Raw genomic sequence first — 21,985 nt, 5'->3', positions numbered from 1 at the left:
TTCAAAAATTACATCAGACCAAATAATCTGCTTTATGCTGCCACTCATCCAACAGCTTTTCTAATTCTTTCCGCCCTTCGTTACTAAAAGACACACAAGGACGGCCTTTTACAAGCTGAGTTCCTTTGGTTCCGAATTCATCAATCCAACAACATCGTTCCCTAAGGGCATCCAAGCTTTCATTATCACGGATACTTAAGCCAATAAAAGCATGCCATTCAAACTCAGGCAGCCTTCCTGCCAACGCTTTTTCTAGCATAGCGACACAGTCCGCCTGAGTTTGTCTGTAATAAGGCATTTTGGATTGATGACGCACAAAAAAGACCATTAATCCCATCAATAAAATGAAAAAAACAAAAGCAGAAAGCAGTAGCTCAAACATCATTCTGAGAAATCAAACGCCAATAATGACACTTTGGCTTTTTTAAGATCTTCTACATGCGCCTTTTCATAACCGTCCATTTCTTTTTGAAACTTATTTTTGGCTTGTTTCGGCAAAGACCGCCATTGTTCATGTGTCGGAATATGCTCGGTTTTTTCAGTCACCAGATAAAACACTGAGATCTCCTTATGTTCTGATAAATCTAGGCTCAGTTTGTCTAACAAGTTTTTAATTCGGATGCTCGCTTCAATCCAATTCACTTCATCCGTACCCGCTACTTTAAGCAACACTCGAATGCTATCCACGGCTTTTTGACGCTCTTCTCGATAACGCGCCTCACCCGCCTGAATACGCTCAGCCCTTAATTGACTGGCCTTTAACTGCTGACGAATAAACCAAAGCGAAATCCCCATAACAACAACACAAGCCAGCAACGCTAAGAAAAATACGAAAAGAGACATACTGAACCTTTAAACATAATCTATACAAAGAAAACACCCAATTGTGTCAATCAAATAACAACTGGATACAATTCAACCAAATATTATTACCCTAACGATCAAAGCAAGGCCTTTAAATCATCATACAAAGCGGGCGTAGATACTAACAAGCCTTCACCATTGACGGCTTCAGGCCAAGCCACTTGGGGAGCTAGAAAATACCCCAACCTAGCACCAGCCTCTTCCGCAATCAGTGCACCTGCCGCCATGTCCCATGGCTTCACCGTCTCGTAATAGGCATCTAACCGCCCCGCTGCAACCCAACACAAATCCAATGCCGCAGAGCCATTACGACGCACGTCCTGACATGCATGTAGCACTCGACTCAGTCGCTCTATCAAGTCTGGTAGCGATGCTTTCTGATAAGGAAACCCCGTCGCCACCAATGCATTACGCAGAGCCGATGCAGCCGAAACAAACAGCTTTTGATCGTTACAATAGGCCCCTTTTCCTCGCAAAGCGGAATAACACTCGGCTAGAAACGGTGCATACACAACTCCCAAGATACGCGTCGAACCGATAAACAGACCAATCGAAACCGCCACATGATGGTGACCATGGGCAAAATTGACCGTACCATCAATCGGATCAATCACCCAAATAGGAACACCATCGACCAAGCTATCAACATCAAGCTCTGGAAAGGACTCTTCCGAAAGAATTTTATGGTGTGGAAAAGTCGCAGCAATTTTCTCACAGATAAAGGTATCCACCGCAATGTCTGTTGAGGTCACCAATTCATGATGCAACTTATAATTTCGGTCAAATGTCGCCGTCTTACGGGCCTCAACAATCAGTTCTCCTGCGTCTTGAGCCAACTGCTTGGCAAAACTCAACCATTGATCATAATCAGACGACATACTGCCTCCTTATCCTAATTGCGCATTGAGCCAAGCGGAAATGTCTTGTACCTGCTCAGGGCAAACCGCATGCGGCATATCATAAACTTGATAAGTGACGTCATACCCCTGAGAAGTCAAATAGGCTTGCGCTTGGGCACCTAATACGGGAGCGACAACCGGATCCTGAGAACCATGATGAATTAAAAAAGGGGTTTTCCCATTAGGACAAAACTCGGCCTGAGCCATTTCCTCACTATTCACCAAATAGGTGGACAAAGCCATCACGCCACCTAGCACATGAGCTGTGTGCAACCCTACTTGATAAGCAATGACGCCACCTTGAGAGAAACCCGCTAAAATAATGCGGTCAGGAGAAATTCCCTTGGCAATCTGATCTTCGATAAGATTTTCTATTTGCTGCGCAGACTCTTGGATATTCGCCATATCGACTTTACGCTCCAGAGTCATTTCCAAAATATCGTACCAAGCACGCATTGGCATACCACCATTAATGGTCACAGGGCGTTGTGGCGCATGAGGAAACACAAATCGTACCGCCAAACCATCTTGCAAGGACAATGCGGGTACCAAGGCTTCAAAATCATGACCATCAGCCCCCAATCCATGTAACCAAATTACCGCTGCATCCGGTTTAGCGGCGGTTTCTACTTCTACTACTGGCAGCAAATCTGTCATTCTCTAAACTCTCCCAAAAAAGCATCATAAAGCGTTAAACGTTAAAAATGGCTCAAACATCTGGGCCAAAAAAATAGGCTATTGCGAATCGCTATAGCCTATCATATTGATGCTCTTATCGTGCTGCTTAAGACATTATTTAATGTTCAGTAGGATACCGAACCTCTTGCACACTTTGACCTTCATCCAAGCGCATCAGCACGTCTGCTCGCTCTGGCATCACTGCCAACATGTGACGAGTAAGACGCTCATAATATTGCATAAAGTCTTTCAATTCTTCCGGCGACATGACCTTCAAATCCAGGGTATCTAAAAGTACTCCATGAATGTCGAGTAAATGCGCTTCTAATAAACGCTCTTGCTTGTTGCGCCATTGGTAAACAATGTCATAATTTGGCGCCTGCATCCAGACCATCAAATCCAGCATGGAAAACAACTCACGATATTCATTTTTTAACAATTCATTCACTGACTGTCGCCAAACCCCTTGCGCGTCTTTATCGCGCTCTAAAACATTGATTGGAGAACTCAAATCCCCTGTTATTTCAGGCGAACCGACGCACCAACCTTCAAATAAAACAACATCAATTGGCCCTCGCACTTCCTTCCAGAGATGCACCGCTTTTCGCTCATCAATGGACTTATCAAAACATGGGAACATCATCACTTCACCATCTTTTAATTGCCTTGCACGCTGAAATAAGTTCATGGCAAAAGTGACATCATGCGTCCCAGGAACACCACGCACCGAAAATAACGGCGTAGTCTTATCTGCAAACATTAATCGATCCTGACGAGTACTGTACAAATCGTCCAAGCTGATCACGACCGCATTTAAATCAAACCCCTTCACCAAAATGCGACTAACAACACTCGCAAAGGTCGTTTTACCGCAGCCTTGCGCGCCCCCCAAACCTAGTATCAGCGGCCCATCTCGACGACCCGCTTTCTTACTCAACCAAGTTGCAAAAGGCAAATACAAACTATCAAGCTGATCAATTAATGAGGCATCGGCGTACAGTGCACTTAACGTTTGCTCCACTTCAAACCTTAAACGTTGAGACAAAGGGTCTGGTAAGCTGGAATGATTCATATGAGAATTTACCTGCCGCTCTAACATAATAAACACCTCCATACCGTTGGTCTTAAAGTATAGTCAGAGATACACAGAGCTGTACAAATTTTACACAAACTAAAAAGGCAAAGACAGTTGCAATGACATCGCATTAGATAGACGATAGCCAACACCAATCAAACGAACTGGGCGTTTCGCACGTGAGTATGCTTGCTGCAAAAGTTCAGAAAAAACCGTTTCAGATAATTTACGTTGGATCGGTTGCTCTATCGTTGTTTGCTTAAAATCATCAAACTTGAGTTTTAAGTAATATTTACTCAAACGTGCTTCGTAGCCTCGCCCCGCCATACGTTTTTTCAACGCTTTAATAAGCTCTGGCAAGACATTCAAACAAGGCTCAACCCCTATTAGGTCCTCAGCAAAAGTATGCTCCACAGAAACACTTTTGCGATCTCTCGACATTTGCACCGGACGCTCATCGATGCCTAGCGCAAATTGAGATAAACGAAATGCCATGCTACCAAAGCGTTTTTGCAATACCGCAAACTCTACCTTTTGCAAATCAGCACAATAGAACACGCCAAGTTCGGCCAATTTTTGCTGGGCGACTTTACCAACCCCAGAAATGCACTTAACCGGTATGGCCGCCACAAAATCATCTTGCTGCTTAGGGGTAACAAGCGTGAGACCATCGGGTTTATCCCAATCACTGGCCACTTTGGCAATAAATTTATTAGTGGCAACGCCAGCGGATACCGTGATCCCAACCGTCGATAAAATTTGCTGACGAATACGATCAGCCATTAGGGTCGCACTGCCCTGACATTGTGTTGAGTGAGTCACATCCAAATAAGCTTCATCCAAAGACAAAGGCTCAATAACATGAGTATATTGTCTAAAAATGTCATGCATTTGCTGAGAGGCAAGACGATACTTTTCCATATGCCCAGGCAAGATCAGTAAATCAGGGCACAATCGTTTGGCCACCGCCACTGGCATTGCTGATCGAACACCGTAGGAGCGAGCGGGATAATTAGCAGTGGATAACACACTGCGCTGCTCAGATGAACCGCCAATAGCCAAAGGCAACCCCTTCAAAGCTGGATTATCACGCATTTCAATGGCGGCATAAAAGCAATCGGCATCGATGTGTATAATTTTACGTTCTGTAAACGTCATAATAGCAAGCGCCAATACTGTACATATAAACAGTATATACAGCAAACCCACCCTAAACAACACAATGTAAATTCTGTGATCTGGTCAACTAGACCTGATAAAATCAAAACAATACGGGTAAAAATAACCTAGCAAATCCGTCAAAAAAGGTCGTCCATCTATTTAGACGTTATTTTTGCCATATAAAACAAAGAAAATCATCGATTTGAGACTGTAAAAATGGACGCTAACACGTAAAATAGTTTACATTTTATTCATGGGACAGAATGTCTCGAATAGGAAGCGAGCCTTCGTCACTGTGAACGCAGGGATTCATTTCTAATAGACAAGTGAAAAAGTTAAGCAACACAGACTCTTGCCGACAAGAAAAAGTAGAGACTACCACACAAAGGGCACCATCATGACACACGTAATTCGCATTCTTTTGATTGCAACAGGGACAATCCTACTAGTAGGTTGTCAAAACCTAAACCAAACCAGCACCGCTGGAACAGGAACCTGTACTTCCGTGGCACCATGTAATGGCAATCAAGTAGGTGGCTCCACTGACACCGCTTTGAACTATGGCCAAACTGGTACCGTTGGTGCAGTCAATGCTAACAACACTATTGCTGTCATCAAACAAGAACCCATTATCGTCACTGCAACCGGCTACGCTGCTCTCACAACCAATAAACGTTTAACTAAGTCACAAGCCCGTATTATGACATTGCGCAGCTCCATGCTGGACGCTTATCGCAACCTTTCTGAGCGTGTCTACGGTTTGAAAATTGACGGTTCAAGCTCTTTAAGTAATATGGTCATTCAAAACGACGAATTACGTACTTATGTTGACGCTTATTTAGTGGGTGCCAAAGTTGTTTCTCAAAGGGAACATGAAGATGGCACTTTCGAGACCGTTGTTGAAATGGCTTTGCAGGAAAATTTTCGTCAATGTATTACCTCGTCTCAAGGTGTTGCCAATGACCCTAATTGCCAGGTTCAACCAGGCTATCGTGCGGTGAATGTTCAAAGCTCAACGCCTACGACTAATTTCTATAGCATTGAGTGATGACATTGCGACGAATCAAACTACTTTTAAGCGCCATACTTTTTACCCTATCGAATGCGACGCTTGCTGTCACTATTGACGCAATTGGCGAAGCCGTTATCTATGATAACGACATAGCGGATGCACGCTATCGAGCGACCGAACAAGCTATAAAGCAAGCCGTTCTCGAATCAGGCTCGCGAGTGAATGTGAAAGATGAAATGACCAATGGCGAAGTCAATTCAAGCATTGCCATTCGCAGCTCAAGTCATGTCCAACGAGCCAAAATCATTTCAGAAGAACAGACAGGAAACTTTTTAAAAGTCGTTGCTCGCATCGATGTTACCCCCGACTCCCAATGCAGCACAGGGCCAACGAGTTATTATCGAAAAACCGTTGGTGTGACAGGTTTTGATTTACAAATACCGCAACAAGCCCAGCTTGGTGCTATTAATAACATCTCCCGTGAACTACCCAAGAACCTAGCGGACGAAATCAATAAACAAGGTTATCTAAAAGCGTTAACTGCCACGAATATTTCAATTTACCCTGATTTAATCAACGCCCCCTCTTCCACCAACTACGATGGCTCCCTAACCAACGTTACTCGCATTAGCGAGCAACTCGGCGTTCAATATATTATCAGTGGCGTTATTCGTGACATCGGTGAACTTTACCAACGACAACCCAATAACAAAACCAATACCACTCCTTTAGCTGCCGAAAATAAAGAAAGGAACTTTGTGGTCGATATCTATCTATACGATGGCTTTAGTGGTGCCTTGCTGTTTGAACACAGATACAGTGAAATAGGCAATTGGGATATTGCAGACAACAAGCGCGTTGGCTTTGGCAGCACAAAATTTTGGACCATAAATTATGGTAAAGTGGTTCAGCAAGCTCTAAAGCAAAGCGCCTTAGACACCAGCGAACAGTTGCGCTGCCAGCCCTTCATTGCCAATATATTTCGTACAGAAGGCAACCGCGTTCACATTGCTGCTGGCTCCATTGCAGGCATTAAACCAGGGGACAAATTTAATGTTTACCGTCGCTACGAAGTATTTAATCAGCTACAGTCCGCCCAGACTCAGCTGAACAATGCCAACATCAGTGTTACAATCAAACAAGTACAGCCCAATTTCTCGGTAGGTGAACTTGTTGTTGATTCACACATATTAAACGTTCAACAACAAGATGTTGTTATTGCTTGGTAAAAACTGACACACTTTAAAACACACGCTCAACATCAGCGATTATATTTTTAGGATTTGATTATGAACAACGAACTACTACATCACTTAGAACAACGCATCAACGAAGCAGTTGAAGAAATAGGTTCCCTGCGTAAGCGCATTGCGGATTTAGAAATGCAAAATTACGAATTAAACGAAGAAAAATCAGAACTACAGAACACGTTAAACCAATCCAAAGAGCAGCAGTCAAATTGGGAAAGCTCGCTTTCTCAAATGCTGAGCCGATTAAATCAAATGGACAACAAACAATGAGATCAGTACTTCTAGTAGCGGCACTGATGTTAGTCAGTGCTCATACCTATGCTATTGACCAAGGCGGTCAAATTGCCAGTTTAATCACCTTTGAATCAGCGGCCGCTCGCCCAGATGGCAGAGACGGAGAAGACAATGTTACGTCCATATTGAATGCCGGCATGGAATTCACTACACCTGCAAACATTTCTTTTCATGGTGGCTTTAGCTTTGTACTAGGCGAAAGCTTTGAAAGCGCAATTCACCTAGGCACTCGCTTATACAGCGCCAGCCCAGCATTACAAATTTTTCCTGGATTGCCCATGTGGTCTTACATAGGGGGCGGCGTATCGTTTTTAGATGAGGTTGTTTTCTACCCAGAAGCCGGCTTTCGCATTGCCACCTCTGATGCATCTCGTATCGATATATTCATTAAAGTACTCAACAGTGATGACGAAACCTACGACAAACACATCATGGTTGGCGCAGGATTAACTTTTTAAATAACATGAAATTTGCACCATTTATCATTGCGGGCTTTTTAATTACAACAACCTATGCTTGGTGGCAAAGCAATGAAGGCATTACTGTCACTTTGCCAAATGAGATACAAAAGAAAGAAATGCTTGGAACCAGTAACACCCGAAGCATTCCATTAAGCCCAATACAAAACTGAGCCTCGTGTTTATGGAACATTTAATTGCCCAACTCGAAGCAAGGATTGACTGGCTAACAAAACAGCTAGAAGATGCTAACGAGGAGATACAACAGCTAAAGGATAGCAAACCAAGTACCACTGAGCACAATGCCTCAATGGACTTACTGACACAAATGGAAAGTCGCTCCACTGAAGATCAACTGCAATTTTATATAGCAGACTCATTAGATCTTCTGGAAACAAAAAACATAGCAGCGACCCCACAACAAAAAGCGAGTCCAGCAGTTGAGCATCAACTCAACTTTGACTTACTGTACGAAGGTGTTGAACCTGACACCACCAACACGACAACTGAACAGACGAATTACATGACTACACAACAACCAGAGCCTAGCAAGCTAGCGGAAGAAGAAAAACAAACTGATGTTGATATGACGCCAAGTGACATGCCTACTCAACAGGAAGCCACTATGACGGCAGAACAACGGAAACGTCAGCGCAATCAGAAAAACAACCGTCGTCTTATTAAGATGTTGGAAGACCGCTACCCGAAAGCCTTCAATTGGAACCAACCTAAGCCTCTTAAAGTGGGCATAGACCAGGACATGGTTTTAGATGACGACTTCAATGCCAGTAAGCAAAAACGTGCCTTAGCGGCCTACACACGCTCAGACAGATATAAAAAATGCCTTTTGTCTGGTCAGCCTCGCATTGACTTGGAAGGGATTGCTGTAAATGACGAACCGGCACTGCCTGAATCTATGATGCCTCGCAAGCCAAAAGCGACCACCAATCGCCCAACCAAAGACAAAGCGCCACGCCCGAACAAGGCTAAAGCAAATACCAAGCCCCAAACAAACAAGAAAACCAAAAAAGTCGCCCCAAAAACAGACAGTCAGTACGATAATCTGTCACCAGAAGATCGAATGAAAGCCAAGTTGGAAAAATTATTAAATAAATCTTAAAAAATAGTTTACATCCCTGAGCGCGGTATATATTATATGCCGCGCTGCTGTGGAGGGGTTCCCGAGTGGCCAAAGGGAGCAGATTGTAAATCTGCCACGAAAGTTTCGGTGGTTCGAATCCACCTCCCTCCACCATTTCTCTATTCACAAGATAATATCTTGTTTCCTATATAAAAAATCTCCTCGACACTCTTAAAAAATCAAAAAGAAACAACACCAATCCGCTTAAAACACCTAATTCAGCCCAAAGACCACCATAAAAAAACCTTCATTAAAGAAATACACCGCACATAGAAACAAAAGCAACCTTAAAACACCACAGAACGCGATACAACACCCACACCCAACACTTCAAACCCTTACCCCTACAGATAAGGCTACAACCCCACCAACAACCTAATACAAGCAAAACAACCAAGAAAAGACAACTGGAAAGCTGGAAAGCTGGAAAGCTGGAAAGCTGGAAAGCTGGAAAGCTGGAAAGCTGGAAAGCTGGAAAGCTGGAAAGCTGGAAAGCTGGAAAGCTGGAAAGCTGGAAAGCTGGAAAGCTGGAAAGCTGGAAAGCTGGAAAGCTGGAAAGCTGGAAAGCTGGAAAGCTGGAAAGCTGGAAAGCTGGAAAGCTGGAAAGCTGGAAAGCTGGAAAGCTGGAAAGCTGGAAAGCTGGAAAGCTGGAAAGCTAAAACACAAGCCTCAATAGATCAAGCAAAAAGCTGAAGAAAGCACAGAAATAGGGGACACTTAGAATTTAAAACAAAGAGAAGAGTAAGAATGGTGGGTCGTACTGGATTCGAACCAGTGACCAATTGATTAAAAGTCAACTGCTCTACCAACTGAGCTAACGACCCATTCTTAATGATATTCTGTATTCTGATGGTCGGAGTAGAGGGATTCGAACCCCCGACATCCTGCTCCCAAAGCAGGCGCGCTACCAGACTGCGCTATACTCCGATGGCTCCTCGAACTGGACTCGAACCAGTGACCCAATGATTAACAGTCATTTGCTCTACCAACTGAGCTATCGAGGAATTAATCAGATTAGTGCAGAAAATCGCATTAGAGATAGTTGGTGGGTCGTACTGGATTCGAACCAGTGACCAATTGATTAAAAGTCAACTGCTCTACCAACTGAGCTAACGACCCAACTATCATAGTAATGGGGTGGACGATGGGGCTCGAACCCACGACCGATGGAATCACAATCCATAGCTCTACCAACTGAGCTACGCCCACCACTACTAAATGAAAGATAAAAATTGGTCGGAGTAGAGGGATTCGAACCCCCGACATCCTGCTCCCAAAGCAGGCGCGCTACCAGACTGCGCTATACTCCGATGGCTCCTCGAACTGGACTCGAACCAGTGACCCAATGATTAACAGTCATTTGCTCTACCAACTGAGCTATCGAGGAACTAATTTTATCTTTGCCGCAACTTAACACCTTTAGAAGATGGCGGAGGAGGAGAGATTCGAACTCTCGGTAGGCTATTAACCTACGCCAGTTTTCAAGACTGGTGCATTAAACCGCTCTGCCACCCCTCCGTTGCGAGCGAGGTGTATATTACTGATTTGAAATTTCAGTGCAACATTTTTTTGAAAAAAATTTAACTTTTTTCACTCACATAGCGCTGATCCGCCTTTGTACGAATCCAAACATTGGAAAACCAGTAGTAACTACGCCCTGCTCTATCCGGCATGGTACAGTTAATACGACCACGTCCGGTACCAAATGCTTTCGGTGCTGTCGCTACCACCTCACGATCTGAAGCCCACTCTAATGCCGCTTTCCCCTGTCCGGAGACATAACAAGCTAAATCTTTGAAACGATATTTACCTTCTTTAAAGGTCAAACGAATTGACACAGGATCCACGCCGGCAAAATCACCACCAGCATCAACCGTTAATAACGGCATAGGCTGTGAATTTAACTTGGTTTTCAAGGTCGACAACTTGGAATACGCACCAGACGCTGGAAAACGCGGTAAATTCTCAAAATCGGAATCCGCACTCACAACACCTGATTGCTGACCAAAAGCCATGATGCCTTTTTCGGCCATCATGGAACGAATGGTTTGGTTGGACTCGCCATATGGGTAAGCTAACATTTTAGGAGAATGGCCTAGGTGTTCATTCAATAAAGCTTCAACGGTATCGACTTCCGTTTCCATTCGCGTTGACCAAGCGACATCGGTTTCACCCTCAAGCTTACGCAACATATAAGGATGACTGATAGTATGATTAGCAAACACACCACCAAATTCTTCCATCTCTTTCATTTGTTGCCATGTTAAGAAGCTACGACTGTTACGCTCAACTGGTTCCGTATTGATGAACACAGTAAAGGGAAAGTGTCGCTCTTTTAAAATAGGAAAACCCGCTTTATAGATGTTGCGATAGGCATCATCAAAAGTAATGGCAACAGCTTTTTCAGGTAAAGCCTTATTCGCCTTTAAATCCTCTAACGCTGTTTTAAGATCAATCACCTTAAAACCCGCGGTTTGAAGATAGTCCATATGCTCAGTGAATTGCTCAGGTGTGACTGAGGTGGATTTCGGTGACGTACTGCTCACATGGTGGTATTGCAAAACGGGGAGAAAATCCTGCGCTTGCGCCATCATACTCATTCCCAACGCACCGACAAGCAAACCACAACGCATCACTCCATAGCGAACCTTTGACAACATGCCACTTCTTCCTCTTTGTTTAATATTTGCCCATTCTACGCGACCCATAGGCAAAATGACCAGCTCAGGTCAGAACTTCCGATGTGAGCAAACTGTTATGGCCGTTTTACTATGTCACTGCATCTACTTTTCTGTTCGACAGAATCCTACACTCAAATGATCTCGACCCCGTTACACGATACTTTGGAGCGCGTTATGTCAAAAGCCAATTTCTACCAAAACCTCGCAACGCAATTAGATCAAATAAAAGATCAAGGCTTATATAAGCAAGAGCGTCCAATGATAACCCCGCAGGCTAGTCAAATTACCACAGTGGATCAACAGCCCCTGATTAACCTATGTGCTAACAACTATTTAGGGTTGGCCAATGATTCTGACGTGACGAAAGCCGCTCATCAGGCATTGGATCAATTTGGTTATGGGATGGCCTCTGTACGCTTCATTTGTGGCACTCAAAGCATACATACAGAACTTGAACAAAGTCTTAGCCAATTTTTGGGGATGGAAGACACCATACTTTATTCATCTTGCTTTGACGCGAATGGCGGTTTATTTGAAACACTTTTAGATAAAGACGATGCGATCATCAGTGATGCACTCAATCATGCCAGCATTATTGATGGCATTCGGCTCTGTAAAGCACAGCGTTATCGCTATGCCAATAATGATATGGCCGAACTTGAAGCAGCCTTACAAGACGCCAATAAAAATGGTGCGACAACCAAACTCATTGTCACCGACGGCGTGTTTTCAATGGACGGTATCATTGCTGATCTAAGAAGTATTTGTGATCTCGCAGATCAATACCAAGCGTTAGTAATGATAGACGATTCGCACGCAGTAGGGTTTCTTGGCGAGCATGGCCGAGGAAGTCATGAATACTGTGATGTTATGGGCCGTATTGACATTATCACAGGGACACTAGGAAAAGCCTTAGGCGGTGCTTCAGGTGGTTATACTAGCGCTTCTAAAGAGATCGTTGAGTGGTTACGCCAACGTTCCCGCCCTTATCTATTCTCAAACGCACTAGCCCCTGTGATTACCGCCACTAGCCTTAGCATTCTAGAAAAGTTACAAGACAATGATCAAGCGCACAAACAGTTAAACACCAACAGCCAATATTTCAGAACAAAAATGGCCGCACTAGGCTTTGAGCTGGTTGCAGGCGACCATCCGATCATTCCAGTCATGTTAGGCGACGCAAAGCTGGCACAAGCCATGGCAAATGCGTTATATAAAGAAGGGATCTTTGTTACGGGCTTTGCGTTTCCGGTCGTACCAATGGGCAAAGCTAGAATCCGTACTCAAATGTCGGCAGCACATACACAGGAACAACTCGACCAAGCCATTCAAGCCTTCGCGAAAGTGGGTCGAGAAATGGGCATTATTAAGGGAGAAAACGCATGAAAGCATTGGCCAAGTTACACTCCGAAAAAGGCATTTGGTTAACCCATGGTGAGCCACCAGAATGCGGTCATAATGATGTGATTATAAAAATCCGTAAAACCGCGATATGCGGAACGGACATGCACATTTACCATTGGGATGAATGGTCGCAAAATACCATTCCCGTCCCAATGATCATTGGCCATGAATTTGTTGGCGAAATCGTCGAAATTGGCCCTGAAGTAAGTGGCTTTAATCTGGGTGACCGAGTCTCTGGCGAAGGCCATATCACCTGTGGCCATTGCCGTAATTGTCGTGCAGGTCGACGCCATCTATGCCGTAAGACGCTAGGTGTCGGAGTTAACCGCACAGGCGCCTTTGCTGAATACTTGGCCATCCCAGCGAGTAACGCGTTTAAAATCCCAGACAACATAAGCGATGAAATGGCCGCCATCTTTGACCCTTTTGGCAACGCCGCACATACCGCCTTATCATTTGATCTCATTGGCGAAGACGTTTTAATTACTGGCGCTGGCCCAATTGGCGCCATGGCCGCAGCCATTGCCAAACATGTGGGTGCTCGTAATATAGTGATCACAGACGTGAACAATTTCCGTTTAGAACTCGCTCTCAAAATGGGTGCCACCCGAACGGTTAACGTCAGTCAAGAATCCTTATCGGATGTGATGGCAGAATTGGGTATGGGAGAAGGCTTTGATGTGGGCCTAGAAATGTCGGGCAATGATCAAGCATTTCGCTCTATGCTAGAAAACATGAATCATGGGGGCAAAATCGCCATGCTCGGTATTCCTGGCAAAGACACTCTCATCGACTGGAATCAGGTCATTTTCAAAGGCCTGATTATCAAGGGCATTTATGGTCGCGAAATGTATGAAACCTGGTACAAAATGGTGGCTATGCTGCAATCAGGTTTAGACATTAGTCCAATTATTACGCATCGATTCAATGTTGACGATTTCCAGCAAGGTTTTGACGCCATGAGTTCGGGTCAATCCGGAAAAGTCATCCTAGACTGGCGCTAAGTGATTAAAACTTGCGTCAAAAACTTGATCGCGTTAGCGTAATTCTTTTCAACGCAAGACAGAGCGGTAACATGTTAGAAATCGGCACCCAAGCACACCCTCGTCCTCATCAAGATGCGCTGTATATTTTATTACATCGCAACCAAGTATTGGTTGAAACAGATCTGCAATTCTTAACGCCATTCACACACTTTCAGCCAAATTCGGATATGGGCGCAGTTTATTGTGGTCAATGGCATGGACAAGATGTTTTCGTTTGCCGTTTTGAGACTGTGCCAAAGGGATTTTCAGAAATAGGCTTGCGCGAGCTATTGTTCCAGCAGGATCAAGATCACTACATTTTACTCAGTCGCGCACATCAATTATCCACTTGGGATAGAGATCATCAGTTTTGTGGTCGCTGTGGCGCAGGCTTGCAGGAAAAGCACGATCGAGAACACACAAAAATTTGCCCTAAATGTCACCTTCGACACTATCCACGCATTTCACCTTGCGTGATCGTCTCTATTCGTAAAGACAATCACATCCTGCTCGCTCGCGGACCACAAGCGCCAAAAGACCGTTACAGTAATATTGCGGGCTTTGTTGAAGCTGGAGAAACCTTAGAACAAGCCGTCATACGTGAAGTAAGAGAAGAAGTCGGTATAGAAGTGACCAACATTCGCTATGTCAGCAGTCAACCATGGTCGTTTCCTCATCAATTAATGACTGGATTCTTTGCGGATTACGCCAGTGGAGAGCTCACCCCAGCACCGGGTGAGATTGAAGAAGCAGGTTGGTGGCCCATTGAGGATTTGCCTATGATTCCAAACCAAGCCACCATTTCGGGTCAGCTTATCTTGCAACACACGGAATGGATAAAGGAACAAGATTAATCAGCCAACATGGCACTGGTATTCCAGTGCCAAATACCTATACTAGCCTTCCCTTTAGTCATATGTTTACTCCCTAATAATAAGATTGAGAAAAACGTGGAAGCCTTACTTCAGTCCATTGAAAAGAAAGTTCGTCCCTTAATCGGTCAAGGAAAAGTCGCAGATTACATTCCAGCATTAGCGCAAGTGGATCCTAATCAGTTTGGTATCGCCATATACAGTAACGATGGTGCCCTATATCAAGCAGGCCAAGCGGACACTGAATTCTCCATACAAAGTATCTCGAAAGTGTTTAGCCTAACCCTCGCCATAAAACATTATGGCGAAGACATGTGGCAACGGGTGGGGCGAGAGCCTTCTGGCAACCCTTTTAACTCGCTTGTGCAGTTAGAATACGAGTCAGGCGTCCCACGAAACCCTTTCATCAATGCTGGTGCTTTGGTCATTAGTGACATGAACCAATCGCGCTTTGCTGCTCCACATTATGCCATGCGGGAATTTATCCGACGTCTAGCCGATAACCCAAACATTACATCAGACAAATTAGTGTCCGATTCAGAGTACGAGTTTCGAGCTCGTAACGCATCAATGGCGTATTTAATGAAAGCCTTTGGCAATTTTGATAATGATGTGGAAGCTGTTCTTCACAACTACTTCGATAACTGTGCGGTGCGCATGAACTGCATTGATCTGGCCAAAGCCTTCAGTTTTCTAGCCAATAAAGGCTTCTCTCAACACAGTAATGAACAGATACTAAGTCCAAGAGAAACCACCCAAGTGAATGGCTTATTGGCTACCAGCGGTCTTTATGATGAAGCTGGAAACTTTGCCTATCGTGTTGGTTTACCAGGCAAAAGTGGTGTCGGTGGTGGCATCATTGCCATTGTGCCAAATCAATTTTCCATGTGCGTTTGGTCCCCTGAATTGAACAAATCCGGTAACTCTTTAGCGGGTATGGCGGCACTGGAAGCCCTATCGGAAAGCATAGGGTGGTCGGTGTTTGGTTAAAAAGCCCTAGGTTGAAATAATCACACTTGAAACGATTACAAACATAAAAAAGCTCCCTAATGTTCTTAAGGAGCTTTTTTGTTAAATATATAACTCGTTACTAATCGGTAATGACCTTGTAGCATGGTTCATAAGCACTGCCTGGCAGTTTCATTCGCTGTTGATCAACAAACGCCTGTAACAATGCATCCAACTTCGACAGCAAAGCCTTATCTCCATGAATTTCAAACGGACCAAACTCTTTAATGTGCGCCACGCCCTGAGCTTTCACATTACCAGCCACAATAGAAGAAAATGCCCGGCGTAGATCCGCTGCCAACAAATGCGTCTCTTGTCCAAAATGCAAATTCAACTGACGAACATTGTCATGTGTCGGCTCAAACGGATGCTGGAACTCTTCGGGTATGTGCAACTTCCAATTATAATAAAACGCATCTTGATGAGCTTTTCGATATTGACGTACTTCGTCCATCCCTTGCTTCATGATACGAGCAACTGTGACCTCATCATCAATCACGATTTGATATTTATTTTGCGCTTCCTTACCCAGTACCTCCCCAATGAAAGTATGGATTTGCTCAAAATAATCAGCACTTTCTTTTGGCCCAGTAAAGACCAGAGGAAAAGGGACATCGGCATTTTTAGGGTGTAATAAAATCCCCAAAATATAAAGAATTTCTTCTGCCGTTCCGGCGCCACCAGGGAAGACAACAATGCCATGTCCAGCACGTACAAAGGCCTCTAATCGTTTCTCAATGTCTGGCATGATCACCAATTGATTGACAATCGGGTTTGGCGATTCTGCGGCAATAATACCGGGTTCGGTTAAACCTAAGTAAATGCCATTTTTAATTCGTTGTTTTGCATGAGCAATGGCCGCCCCTTTCATCGGTCCCTTCATGGCACCAGGCCCACAGCCTGTACAAATATTTAACTCTCTTAGACCAAGTTCATGACCGACTCGCTTAGTGTAATCATATTCATGGCGAGCAATCGAATGGCCTCCCCAACATACAATCATGTCGGGATTTTGAATCCGTCGAAATACATCTGCATTGCGTAACAATTCAAACACCACATTCGTCAGCTTTTCTGAACTAGCGTTGGTTAAGCCTTTTGCTAAATCGTATTCGTGGTGAGTAAAAATAATGTCACGCAGTACACTGAATAACATTTCACGTACGCTGCTAATCATTTTGCCATCAACAAAGGCGCTGCTTGGGGCATTTTTTAACTGAAGTTTAACACCACGTTCTTGTTGGATAATTTGAATATCAAAGTCAGCAAATTCCTCCATCACGGCTTGCGGATCATCTGAATCACTGCCGCAATTTAAAATCGCCAGAGCACAACGATGAAATAAATCATGAAGCGGACCCGACTCTTCAGACAATCGGGAAATTTCATCTTGTGACAACATTTCTAACGCACCTTTAGGTGCGACTAACGCATCAACGCGATCTTCATTCGGCATGGATCGCCCTCCTTCTCATCATCTTTTTTCTGTCTATAAACATATTGGTCACGATCACCTTGTTTATCAAGCCCGCTTAACAAAGTTAACAAAAATCCTTATTGTTAAATCAATCATTTAGCGCCTTCATTAGCCCATTTGAAGCCGCAAGCGAGCCACAGGACGCTCATCAATCACAATATGAATAAGGGCCGTAATAAAGGCAATAATACAAGCGGTCCACCAAACAACATCATAAGAGCCTGTGTGATCATATAAATACCCGCCTAACCAAACGCCACTAAACGAACCAAGTTGATGCCCTAAAAAGACAATGCCGTACAACATGCCCATATAACGTAAACCAAACATTTGTGCGACTAAGCCCGATGTCGGAGGAACCGTCGCAAGCCACAGTAAACCCGTGACAATAGAGAAAAGATAAACCGACCACGTTGTCATTGGATAAATCATGAAGAGCGCAATACTGACAGCCCGTAAGACGTAAATAATGGTCAGTAATTTTTTCTTAGAATAAATGCCTGCCCAGCTGCCAGATAACAAACAACCAAAAATATTAAACAAGCCAATTAACGACAAACTCACCACCGCTAAATCGGGGGAAAAACCTTCATCTGACAAAAAGGCAGGCATGTGAACCGTAATAAATGCCAGCTGAAAACCACACACAAAAAAACCAATCACCAACAACCAATAATGTGAATAGGCGCCCGCTTCTTTTAGCGCTTCAGACATGGTCTGTGTGTTTTCAGCCACGTTAGCATGGCCTCCTTTGGCCGTCTTTTCGTGACGAAATGGCCCAGACAAAAAGACCATCATCAGAGCACAACCCGCTAACAACATTAACGCGTTACTCCAACCATAAGCAGAGATGAACCCCTGTGCGACTGGAATCACAAATAATTGCCCTGCCGAACCCGCTGCACTGCCTAGACCCAGTGCAAAAGAGCGTTTCTCAGGTGCGACCATACGAGCCATCGCTGGCAATACAACGCCAAAACCTGTGGCGGCAATCCCCATTCCCATTAACACGCCAGCACCCAAATTCAACCCTGTAATACTAGTCGCATCCGCGGTGACGTATAGCCCTAAAGCATACAAAGCAGCCCCTATAAACAAGGTTTTCAGGGTGCCAAAACGATCCGAAAAAGCGCCAGCCAAGGGTTGAAAAAGCCCCCAGCATAGGTTTTGTAACGCCAATGCAAAGGCAAACACCTCACGACCATAACCGAATTCTTGAGAAATGGGGGCCATAAAAAAGCCCATTGAAGAGCGTAAGCCAAAGTTCAATGCTAATAAAACGCAAATCAGAGCAATTGCGACACTGACTAAACGGACGGGACTGGACATATTTTTTCCTCAGTCAATTCCATGATAAATAAAGCAAAGCATCATAGGAGCTTTCAAGGTACTAGAGCAAGCAAAAACAAAAACGCCCAACCACAATCTTGGTCGGGCGTGTATGCTAAGGCTTGATGTTTACAATCGATTTTAAAGTGTCGTAAAAGCCCCACCTTTTTCCAAGGCCTGTTGATAACCTACTTGGTTTTCCACCTGAGACAAAAATCGGCGTATGTTAGGATAAGAAGATAAATCCATTCGCGTACTGGAAGCCTGTAACGGAAAACTCATTTGAATATCCGCCGCAGTTAATGTTTCACCCGTAAACCAAATTCGGTCCGCAAGTGTCGCTTCAATAAAATCGAGTTGTGGCTGTAAACGGGGTTGAATGAATTTTTGCGTCACTTTATCCGTCAGCGCTTTAGCAATCGGCTTTATAAAAAATGGCATGGGATTTTTTGGCACTTTGGTCATCACCAATTTCATCACCAACAAAGGCATCAAAGAACCTTCAGCAAAGTGCAACCAAAACCGATAGTCCAATAAAGCTTGCCCTTCGCTTGGTCGCAAGCCTTTATCTTCATCGTATTTATCCAGCAAATACTCAATAATGGCGCCTGACTCCACAATGGTATTATCACCATCAGTCAAAATCGGCGCTTTTCCTAAAGGGTGTATTTTCTTAAGGGATTCAGGTGCTGAAGCCGTATCTGGGTCACGCTTATATTCAATAATTTCATAGGATAAGTTGAGCTCTTCGAGCAACCACAAAATACGCTGTGATCGGGAATTTTCTAAATGATGAACTTGAATCATAATGACCTCCTGTATCTTGGCAAACTATCCCTATCCTTGATAAATAGCAAGTCATAAAAAAGCCCAATAAAGCAATCTGCCTTCATTGGACTTTTGAAGCCTAATAGAGGTTTTTATGTTCCCTTAATGGCTAATCATCCATGGCCTTTGAGATGGGAATACTTTACTACCATCTGGCAACAGGACAACTTGCTGCTTTAAAGCACTTTGTTCTTGCCTATGCTCCGAGCAGCCACAATGGCTAGCCTTACGCCCTTGACCTTCTCTTAATAAAGCAAACTGATGCCTGTCTTCCGCTTCCGCTCTGGAGTCTTGAGTCGATATGATCGGTTGGTGCCTTGCCGCTTCATTCGTCTCAGCCGATTGACGTGCTGCAGGTGACATAGACAAGGCGGTCGGCGCAACTAAAATCACTGGCGCACATGACGCTTGGCACTTAGGACAAGGAAACGCTTCTCCCGCCTTATCCATAGACACCAGTTCGTGAAACAAACCATGCTCTGCACATTTAAAATCATAAATAGGCATACACTCCTCCGGACTATTTATCTGCTGAAAGTGGTATATCAACGCTGCCATCTAGATGAATCTCTGGCCCATCTGCGTTTGGTTGCACATCAAACTCAAAAATGTCCGTAGGTAGCCATAAAGTTGCACAAGCATTCGGAATATCCACCACACCACTAATGTGTCCTTGTACAGGAGCACACCCTAAAATAGCGTAAGCCTGAGCGTCACTGTAACCAAATTTTGTCAGATACTTGATCGCATTCAAACAGGCCTGTCGATAAGCAATATGAACATCTAAATAATGCTGTTTGCCGCCTTCATCGACCGAAATACCTTCAAATATCAAATAATCATCGTATTTTGGCGTAATGGGACTGGGTTTGAAAATTGGGTTTTTAATACCATATTTTTCCATTCCCTCTTTCACTAGACTCACTCGCATATGAATCCAACCGGCCATTTCAATGGCACCACAGAAGGTAATTTCTCCGTCACCTTGGCTGAAGTGCAAGTCCCCCACACTTAAGCCTGCGCCTTTTACATACACTGGAAAATATACTTTTGAACCTCGTGAAAGGTCTTTTATGTCGCAGTTCCCGCCATGTTCACGTGGCGGAACCGTTCGTGCGCCTTCCGCGGCAGCCACGTCTCTGGCCTCTCCCGTCATGCGCCCCATGTGGGCGGTTTCTGCATACGGTAAAGTGGCTAGTTCTGGAGTGCGATCAGGCTCTGTATCGTAAAGGGCTTTTTCTCGAGTGTTCCACTCTTCTAACATGTCTTTAGAAGGCAAACAGCCAATCAAGCCAGGATGAATCAGGCCCGCGAACTCGACGCCTGGAATATGGCGAGAGCTGGTAAACATGCCCTTAAAGTCCCAAATAGATTTCTGCGCTTGTGGAAAATGTTCCGTTAAAAAGCCGCCGCCATTTTGCTTGGAAAAGAACCCATTAAAGCCCCATTGACTGTCATCAAAAGTTCCAATATCCAGAATATCAACCACCAATAAATCACCCGGTTCCGCACCTTCTACGCCCACTGGACCGGACAAAAAATGCACCTGAGACAAGTCTACATCGCGGACATCGTCCGCAGAGTCATCATTCTGAATCTGTCCACCTGTCCAATCGACACACTCGATAATAAAGTCATCACCTGGCTTAACCATGGACGCCATAGGGATATCTGGGTGCCATCGATTGTGGATCATGTCATTGTCATAAGGCGATTCTTTTAAATTAACTTTTATGATTGTTTCTGCCATTTCGGTGCTCCTCAGTTATTACATTAGGTTGTTGCTTATCTGATTAATGCTTGCCTGGTTTATGGCTAAAGGTCATTCCTTACCACTAAACCGATAAATAGCCTTTGATTTTTTCGATATCCACCTCACTCCTGTGGTCTTCATGGATAAAGTTCCCCTTGTCTATCACTATGATTCGATCTGCCACTGCCATGGTGAAACTCAACACCTGTTCCGAGACAATGATGGTGATGTCACGCATTTTCTTTATTTCATTGAGCACATTGGCAATGTCTTTAATGATGGAAGGTTGAATGCCTTCGGTTGGCTCATCCAGTAATAGCACTTTAGGGTTTGTCACTAAGGCTCGAGCAATCGCCAACTGTTGCTGCTGACCACCGGACAAATTGCCGCCTTTACGATGGCGCATGTCCTGTAACACTGGAAACAGGGCATAAATGTCATCAGGGATTTTCTTAAGTTTTGACACTCCCATACCAGTTTCTATGTTTTCTTGCACCGTCAAATTGGGAAAAATCATTCTGCCTTGAGGAACATAAGCCACTCCTCTGGCCACTCTTTGATAGCTTTCACTTTTAGAGATATCCATACCATCCACTTGGATTCCCCCAGCGCTTAAGGGCAGTACGCCAATCAGCGACTTAAACAAAGTGGTTTTCCCCATGCCATTTCGCCCCATAATGGCAAGCGTCTCATTTTTTTCAGCGCTAAAAGTCACCCCGTGAATCACTTCACTCTGTCCGTAACTCACTTTTAAATTGTCTACGTGCAACATGTTT

The 21,985-nt window shown here is 44.3% G+C and carries 23 protein-coding genes and 9 tRNA genes; 10 read left to right on the top strand and 22 right to left on the bottom strand.

The window, feature by feature from the left end:
• Positions 1-13 precede the first annotated feature (13 nt).
• From MAR181_RS02975 to dinB, 6 genes are all read right to left on the bottom strand, one after another.
• The gene (locus MAR181_RS02975) at positions 14-385 is read right to left on the bottom strand and encodes a hypothetical protein (protein WP_013795126.1); all 372 of its coding nucleotides are present in this window, start codon (positions 383-385) and stop codon (positions 14-16) included.
• On the bottom strand, positions 382-843 hold the full coding sequence (locus tag MAR181_RS02970) for a DUF2489 domain-containing protein (protein WP_013795125.1): 462 nt from the start codon (positions 841-843) through the stop codon (positions 382-384). The genes MAR181_RS02975 and MAR181_RS02970 overlap by 4 nt, the downstream gene beginning before the upstream one ends.
• A gap of 98 nt (positions 844-941) precedes the next feature.
• Complete coding sequence (locus MAR181_RS02965; protein WP_013795124.1) at positions 942-1,742, bottom strand: inositol monophosphatase family protein; 801 nt, start codon at positions 1,740-1,742, stop codon at positions 942-944.
• Positions 1,743-1,751: 9 nt separating this feature from the next.
• On the bottom strand, positions 1,752-2,420 hold the full coding sequence (locus MAR181_RS02960; protein WP_013795123.1) for an alpha/beta hydrolase: 669 nt from the start codon (positions 2,418-2,420) through the stop codon (positions 1,752-1,754).
• A 139-nt stretch (positions 2,421-2,559) separates the two neighbouring features.
• A complete protein-coding gene (locus MAR181_RS02955; protein ID WP_013795122.1) occupies positions 2,560-3,540 on the bottom strand; it encodes a hypothetical protein in 981 nt (326 codons plus the stop codon).
• 72 nt (positions 3,541-3,612) lie between these two features.
• Positions 3,613-4,674 carry a DNA polymerase IV gene (gene dinB / locus MAR181_RS02950; RefSeq protein ID WP_013795121.1) on the bottom strand — a complete coding sequence of 354 codons (1,062 nt, stop codon included), beginning with the start codon at positions 4,672-4,674 and terminating at the stop codon, positions 3,613-3,615.
• Positions 4,675-5,074: 400 nt separating this feature from the next.
• Between dinB and MAR181_RS02945 the strand changes: the two genes are divergently transcribed.
• The 6 genes from MAR181_RS02945 to MAR181_RS02920 all read left to right on the top strand — a co-directional run bounded on the left by MAR181_RS02945 (position 5,075) and on the right by MAR181_RS02920 (position 8,946).
• Positions 5,075-5,725: an LPP20 family lipoprotein gene (locus MAR181_RS02945; protein WP_013795120.1), complete on the top strand. Its 651-nt coding sequence runs from the start codon at positions 5,075-5,077 to the stop codon at positions 5,723-5,725.
• Complete coding sequence (locus tag MAR181_RS02940; protein ID WP_013795119.1) at positions 5,725-6,918, top strand: flagellar assembly protein T N-terminal domain-containing protein; 1,194 nt, start codon at positions 5,725-5,727, stop codon at positions 6,916-6,918. Before MAR181_RS02945 ends, MAR181_RS02940 begins: the two co-directional genes overlap by 1 nt.
• A gap of 60 nt (positions 6,919-6,978) precedes the next feature.
• Positions 6,979-7,209 carry a cell division protein ZapB gene (locus MAR181_RS02935; protein WP_013795118.1) on the top strand — a complete coding sequence of 77 codons (231 nt, stop codon included), beginning with the start codon at positions 6,979-6,981 and terminating at the stop codon, positions 7,207-7,209.
• On the top strand, positions 7,206-7,691 hold the full coding sequence (locus MAR181_RS02930; RefSeq protein ID WP_013795117.1) for a hypothetical protein: 486 nt from the start codon (positions 7,206-7,208) through the stop codon (positions 7,689-7,691). Before MAR181_RS02935 ends, MAR181_RS02930 begins: the two co-directional genes overlap by 4 nt.
• A gap of 184 nt (positions 7,692-7,875) precedes the next feature.
• The gene (locus MAR181_RS02925; protein WP_013795116.1) at positions 7,876-8,811 is read left to right on the top strand and encodes a ProQ/FINO family protein; all 936 of its coding nucleotides are present in this window, start codon (positions 7,876-7,878) and stop codon (positions 8,809-8,811) included.
• A gap of 51 nt (positions 8,812-8,862) precedes the next feature.
• Positions 8,863-8,946 (top strand) — tRNA-Tyr (locus tag MAR181_RS02920).
• Positions 8,947-9,207: 261 nt separating this feature from the next.
• On the opposite strand, the gene MAR181_RS18445 is transcribed toward MAR181_RS02920, so the two are convergent.
• The 10 genes from MAR181_RS18445 to MAR181_RS02875 form a co-directional block, all read right to left on the bottom strand.
• On the bottom strand, positions 9,208-9,498 hold the full coding sequence (locus MAR181_RS18445; protein ID WP_171810303.1) for a hypothetical protein: 291 nt from the start codon (positions 9,496-9,498) through the stop codon (positions 9,208-9,210).
• An 82-nt stretch (positions 9,499-9,580) separates the two neighbouring features.
• A tRNA-Lys gene (locus MAR181_RS02915) sits at positions 9,581-9,656 on the bottom strand.
• A gap of 26 nt (positions 9,657-9,682) precedes the next feature.
• Positions 9,683-9,759 (bottom strand) — tRNA-Pro (locus MAR181_RS02910).
• Position 9,760: 1 nt separating this feature from the next.
• Positions 9,761-9,836 (bottom strand) — tRNA-Asn (locus MAR181_RS02905).
• Between the two features lie 39 nt (positions 9,837-9,875).
• Positions 9,876-9,951, bottom strand: a tRNA-Lys gene (locus MAR181_RS02900).
• A gap of 14 nt (positions 9,952-9,965) precedes the next feature.
• Positions 9,966-10,041, bottom strand: a tRNA-His gene (locus tag MAR181_RS02895).
• A 24-nt stretch (positions 10,042-10,065) separates the two neighbouring features.
• A tRNA-Pro gene (locus MAR181_RS02890) sits at positions 10,066-10,142 on the bottom strand.
• Between the two features lies 1 nt (position 10,143).
• Positions 10,144-10,219, bottom strand: a tRNA-Asn gene (locus MAR181_RS02885).
• 40 nt (positions 10,220-10,259) lie between these two features.
• Positions 10,260-10,350 (bottom strand) — tRNA-Ser (locus MAR181_RS02880).
• A 62-nt stretch (positions 10,351-10,412) separates the two neighbouring features.
• Positions 10,413-11,492, bottom strand: a complete 1,080-nt coding sequence (locus tag MAR181_RS02875; RefSeq protein WP_013795115.1) for a polysaccharide deacetylase family protein — start codon at positions 11,490-11,492, stop codon at positions 10,413-10,415.
• A gap of 195 nt (positions 11,493-11,687) precedes the next feature.
• Here MAR181_RS02875 and MAR181_RS02870 point away from each other — a divergent pair, with 195 nt between their 5' ends.
• The 4 genes from MAR181_RS02870 (at position 11,688) to glsB (ending at position 15,804) form a co-directional block, all read left to right on the top strand.
• A complete protein-coding gene (locus MAR181_RS02870; protein WP_013795114.1) occupies positions 11,688-12,899 on the top strand; it encodes a glycine C-acetyltransferase in 1,212 nt (403 codons plus the stop codon).
• A complete protein-coding gene (tdh, locus tag MAR181_RS02865) occupies positions 12,896-13,921 on the top strand; it encodes an L-threonine 3-dehydrogenase (protein ID WP_013795113.1) in 1,026 nt (341 codons plus the stop codon). Before MAR181_RS02870 ends, tdh begins: the two co-directional genes overlap by 4 nt.
• Positions 13,922-13,992: 71 nt before the next feature.
• Positions 13,993-14,796 carry an NAD(+) diphosphatase gene (gene nudC / locus MAR181_RS02860; protein WP_013795112.1) on the top strand — a complete coding sequence of 268 codons (804 nt, stop codon included), beginning with the start codon at positions 13,993-13,995 and terminating at the stop codon, positions 14,794-14,796.
• A 96-nt stretch (positions 14,797-14,892) separates the two neighbouring features.
• Positions 14,893-15,804, top strand: a complete 912-nt coding sequence (gene glsB, locus MAR181_RS02855) for a glutaminase B (RefSeq protein WP_013795111.1) — start codon at positions 14,893-14,895, stop codon at positions 15,802-15,804.
• A gap of 100 nt (positions 15,805-15,904) precedes the next feature.
• Here the strand turns inward: glsB and ppnN are convergent, their stop codons facing one another.
• The 6 genes from ppnN to urtE form a co-directional block, all read right to left on the bottom strand.
• Positions 15,905-17,278: a nucleotide 5'-monophosphate nucleosidase PpnN gene (gene ppnN / locus MAR181_RS02850; protein ID WP_013795110.1), complete on the bottom strand. Its 1,374-nt coding sequence runs from the start codon at positions 17,276-17,278 to the stop codon at positions 15,905-15,907.
• Between the two features lie 129 nt (positions 17,279-17,407).
• Positions 17,408-18,628, bottom strand: coding sequence for an MFS transporter (locus tag MAR181_RS02845; protein WP_013795109.1), 1,221 nt, complete (start codon positions 18,626-18,628; stop codon positions 17,408-17,410).
• A gap of 141 nt (positions 18,629-18,769) precedes the next feature.
• The gene (locus tag MAR181_RS02840; RefSeq protein WP_013795108.1) at positions 18,770-19,435 is read right to left on the bottom strand and encodes a glutathione S-transferase; all 666 of its coding nucleotides are present in this window, start codon (positions 19,433-19,435) and stop codon (positions 18,770-18,772) included.
• Positions 19,436-19,558: 123 nt separating this feature from the next.
• Positions 19,559-19,963: an FmdB family zinc ribbon protein gene (locus MAR181_RS02835; RefSeq protein WP_013795107.1), complete on the bottom strand. Its 405-nt coding sequence runs from the start codon at positions 19,961-19,963 to the stop codon at positions 19,559-19,561.
• Between the two features lie 13 nt (positions 19,964-19,976).
• The gene (fmdA, locus tag MAR181_RS02830) at positions 19,977-21,206 is read right to left on the bottom strand and encodes a formamidase (RefSeq protein ID WP_013795106.1); all 1,230 of its coding nucleotides are present in this window, start codon (positions 21,204-21,206) and stop codon (positions 19,977-19,979) included.
• An 85-nt stretch (positions 21,207-21,291) separates the two neighbouring features.
• Positions 21,292-21,981 carry an urea ABC transporter ATP-binding subunit UrtE gene (gene urtE / locus MAR181_RS02825; RefSeq protein ID WP_013795105.1) on the bottom strand — a complete coding sequence of 230 codons (690 nt, stop codon included), beginning with the start codon at positions 21,979-21,981 and terminating at the stop codon, positions 21,292-21,294.
• Positions 21,982-21,985 lie beyond the last annotated feature (4 nt).

Origin of the sequence: Marinomonas posidonica IVIA-Po-181 (assembly GCF_000214215.1) — a bacterium.
Taxonomy (GTDB): Bacteria; Pseudomonadota; Gammaproteobacteria; order Pseudomonadales; family Marinomonadaceae; genus Marinomonas; species Marinomonas posidonica.
Note: the sequence above shows the minus strand (reverse complement) of the source record. Positions and strands in the feature narration are given on the sequence as shown.

What these genes read in the sequence shown, in the direction of transcription:
- ppnN (WP_013795110.1), bottom strand. Translation starts at nt 17,278, where the DNA reads ATGCCGAATGAAGATCGCGTTGATGCGTTAGTCGCACCTAAAGGTGCG.
- MAR181_RS02975 (WP_013795126.1), bottom strand. Translation starts at nt 385, where the DNA reads ATGATGTTTGAGCTACTGCTTTCTGCTTTTGTTTTTTTCATTTTATTG.
- tdh (WP_013795113.1), top strand. Translation starts at nt 12,896, where the DNA reads ATGAAAGCATTGGCCAAGTTACACTCCGAAAAAGGCATTTGGTTAACC.
- MAR181_RS02935 (WP_013795118.1), top strand. Translation starts at nt 6,979, where the DNA reads ATGAACAACGAACTACTACATCACTTAGAACAACGCATCAACGAAGCA.
- MAR181_RS02835 (WP_013795107.1), bottom strand. Translation starts at nt 19,963, where the DNA reads ATGCCTATTTATGATTTTAAATGTGCAGAGCATGGTTTGTTTCACGAA.
- MAR181_RS02965 (WP_013795124.1), bottom strand. Translation starts at nt 1,742, where the DNA reads ATGTCGTCTGATTATGATCAATGGTTGAGTTTTGCCAAGCAGTTGGCT.
- urtE (WP_013795105.1), bottom strand. Translation starts at nt 21,981, where the DNA reads ATGTTGCACGTAGACAATTTAAAAGTGAGTTACGGACAGAGTGAAGTG.
- MAR181_RS02875 (WP_013795115.1), bottom strand. Translation starts at nt 11,492, where the DNA reads ATGTTGTCAAAGGTTCGCTATGGAGTGATGCGTTGTGGTTTGCTTGTC.
- MAR181_RS02925 (WP_013795116.1), top strand. Translation starts at nt 7,876, where the DNA reads ATGGAACATTTAATTGCCCAACTCGAAGCAAGGATTGACTGGCTAACA.
- MAR181_RS02930 (WP_013795117.1), top strand. Translation starts at nt 7,206, where the DNA reads ATGAGATCAGTACTTCTAGTAGCGGCACTGATGTTAGTCAGTGCTCAT.
- MAR181_RS02955 (WP_013795122.1), bottom strand. Translation starts at nt 3,540, where the DNA reads ATGTTAGAGCGGCAGGTAAATTCTCATATGAATCATTCCAGCTTACCA.
- MAR181_RS02945 (WP_013795120.1), top strand. Translation starts at nt 5,075, where the DNA reads ATGACACACGTAATTCGCATTCTTTTGATTGCAACAGGGACAATCCTA.
- dinB (WP_013795121.1), bottom strand. Translation starts at nt 4,674, where the DNA reads ATGACGTTTACAGAACGTAAAATTATACACATCGATGCCGATTGCTTT.
- fmdA (WP_013795106.1), bottom strand. Translation starts at nt 21,206, where the DNA reads ATGGCAGAAACAATCATAAAAGTTAATTTAAAAGAATCGCCTTATGAC.
- nudC (WP_013795112.1), top strand. Translation starts at nt 13,993, where the DNA reads ATGTTAGAAATCGGCACCCAAGCACACCCTCGTCCTCATCAAGATGCG.
- MAR181_RS02845 (WP_013795109.1), bottom strand. Translation starts at nt 18,628, where the DNA reads ATGTCCAGTCCCGTCCGTTTAGTCAGTGTCGCAATTGCTCTGATTTGC.
- MAR181_RS02940 (WP_013795119.1), top strand. Translation starts at nt 5,725, where the DNA reads ATGACATTGCGACGAATCAAACTACTTTTAAGCGCCATACTTTTTACC.
- MAR181_RS02960 (WP_013795123.1), bottom strand. Translation starts at nt 2,420, where the DNA reads ATGACAGATTTGCTGCCAGTAGTAGAAGTAGAAACCGCCGCTAAACCG.
- MAR181_RS02840 (WP_013795108.1), bottom strand. Translation starts at nt 19,435, where the DNA reads ATGATTCAAGTTCATCATTTAGAAAATTCCCGATCACAGCGTATTTTG.
- MAR181_RS02970 (WP_013795125.1), bottom strand. Translation starts at nt 843, where the DNA reads ATGTCTCTTTTCGTATTTTTCTTAGCGTTGCTGGCTTGTGTTGTTGTT.
- MAR181_RS02870 (WP_013795114.1), top strand. Translation starts at nt 11,688, where the DNA reads ATGTCAAAAGCCAATTTCTACCAAAACCTCGCAACGCAATTAGATCAA.